Genomic DNA, 2488 nt, shown 5'->3' with positions numbered 1-2488 from the left:
GGTGACGGGAGGGAGGTTCGGCACGGGGTCAAGGGTGGCAGAGACGGGCCGCGTCCGGCGCGGTGGCGGACCGGGACGAACGACGGCGTCCGACCGGGCCACGTGGCCCGGTCGGACGCCGTCCTGTCCGGTGGTGTCAGTTGCGGCGGCCGGCCGCGTCCTGCACCTCGGTCTCCCGGTCACCGCCGGAGACCGGAGCGGGGGCGGCGGGCGTCTCCTTCGCCCGGTCCGCGTGCCCCGGCCACCAGGCCGCGTGGCCGATCAGGGCGGTGAGGCTGGGGGTGAAGAACATCGCCATGACGAAGGCGGCGACGGCGATGCCGAAGGAGACCGCGAAGCCCATCTCCGTCAGCAGGGCGTTGCCGGCCAGCATCATCGTGGCGAAGGTCGCCGCCAGGATGAAGCCCGCCGCGGCCACCGTGGGACCGGCGTGCCGCAGGGCCATACCGGCCGCCTCACGGGGTTCGCGGCCCTCACGGGCCTCCTCCCGCAGCCGGGCGATCATGAGGATGTTGTAGTCCGTGCCGATGGCGACCACGAACAGGTACATGATCACCGGCAGCATGAACATCAGGCCCGAGTGTCCCTGTCCGTCCTGGAAGATCCAGACCGTGGCACCGAGCGTGGCGCCGAAGCCGAGACCCACCGACGCCATCAGGTACAGGGGGGCCACCACACTGCGCAGCAGCAGACCCAGGATGAGCATGATGAGCGCGGCGGCGACGGGGAAGACCGTCCGGTAGTCGTGGTTGACCGCCGTGTCGATGTCCTTGAAGATCGAGGACATTCCGCCGACCAGGGCCTCGGTGCCGGCCGGGGCGTCGGAGTGCGCGACCTCGCGGACCCGGCCCACCGTCTCGATGGCCTTGTCCGTGGACGCCTCGTACTTGAGGGTGACGGTGAAGTCGGCGGTGGTACCGTCCTTGCTCACCTGCGACTGCCGGGCGTTCGCGACCCCGTCCACGGCCCCGAGCTTCTTCACGTACGCGTCGAAGGCCGTCTTGTCGAGCGGCTTGCCGTCGGTGCTGGACAGGTAGACGTCGGTCGGCGCGGCGGCACCCGCCGAGTACGCCTTCTGCATCTCGTCCTGGACGACCATCGACTCCTTGGTCTTGGGCATGGAGCCGGACGCCAGGTCGAACGTGGCGTTGTACCCGAACGTCCCGAGCGAGAGCACCAGCAGGACGATTCCGGAGAGCGCGGCGGTGAGCGCCGGACGGTTGCGCACCCCACGGCCCAGGGCGGCGAACCGGGCGTTCTCCGGCTCGCGCTGCCAGGACTTCGACGGCCAGAAGACCTTCGGGCCGATGAGGGAGACGACGGCCGGGATCAGTGTCAGACCGGCGATCAGGGTGACGGTGACCGCGATCGCGAGCGCCGGGCCCATCTGCTTGAGGAAGCCCAGCGTCGACAGGACCAGCGCGAGGAACGCGATGATGACCGCTCCGGCGGCGGAGGCGATGGCCTCGCCGACCCGGTCGACCGCGTTGATCATGGCCTGCTTCGGTTCGTCGCCGAGGCGCAGGCGTTCGCGGTAGCGGAACATCAGGAACAGGAAGTAGTCCGTGCCCACGCCGAAGAGCACGACGATCAGGATCGACGAGATCGAGCTGTTGGCCTGGAGGTCGAACAGCTTGGTGGCGTACGCGATCAGCCCGTTGGCGATCGCCGACACCAGGCCGATCGTGATCAGCGGCAGGACGGCCAGGATCGGCGCCCGGAAGATGATCAGCAGCGTCACCAGGATGATGACGAAGGTGCCGATGCCGATCAGGGCCTCGCCGCGCTTGGACGAGTCCTGCTGGTCGAGGGCCTGGGCGGCGGAACCGCCGAGTTTGACCTCGAGGTCCGTGCCCTTGGCGAGCTGCTTGACGTCGTCGCGCAACACCTTGGCCGCGTCGGCCTGTTCGGGCTGGCCGGCCTTCTTGCTGTCCATCTGGACCAGGGTGAGGGCGTACCTGCCGTCCGAGGACGGCTGGCCGGGGACGACCTTCTGCACCTGGTCGATCTTCTTCTTGCCCAGCTCGGAGGTGATCCGGGCGACGTCCTTCTGGTCGGCGGCGGTCAGCTTGCCGCCGTCGGTGCGCTGGTACAGCGCGATCGCGGACGGGGTGAAGGCGCTGGGGAACGCCTTCTCCTGGACCTCGGCCGCTTTGATGGACTCGTAACTCTTGGGGAGAAAACTGCTCTCGTCGCTGTTCGAGGGCAGGCTCGGGGCAGTGGCCACGATCGCGACAGCGGCGATCAACCACGCAACGATCGTCCAGACGGGATGTCGGACGACTACGTTGCCAATACGTCGGAACATGCGGAAGGTCCTCCTGGGAAGGAAGATCACCGCAGCCCGGGGAGCGGACCCTGGCATCGGCGACCCCCGGCGGTCCCTCTGGGTTCCCCCCGTCGGACCGGCCGGAATGGTTGTCTTGAGCTCTCATCCTAGAGATCACCGATCAAGATCGCTTGACCGGGGACCAGTCCGCCCGGACGG

General features: G+C 68.6%; 1 protein-coding gene. It reads right to left on the bottom strand.

The genetic code is table 11. From position 1 onward, the window contains the following. Positions 1 to 136: 136 nt before the first annotated feature. Positions 137 to 2308, bottom strand: coding sequence for an MMPL family transporter (locus tag AOJ26_RS38985; RefSeq protein ID WP_053853073.1), 2172 nt, complete (start codon positions 2306 to 2308; stop codon positions 137 to 139). Positions 2309 to 2488 lie beyond the last annotated feature (180 nt).

It is taken from the genome of Streptomyces sp. NRRL B-24085 (assembly GCF_001282115.1).
Taxonomy (GTDB): Bacteria; Actinomycetota; Actinomycetes; order Streptomycetales; family Streptomycetaceae; genus Streptomyces.
The sequence above is the reverse complement of the archived record's forward strand: the minus strand, read 5'-3'. Positions and strand labels throughout refer to the sequence as shown.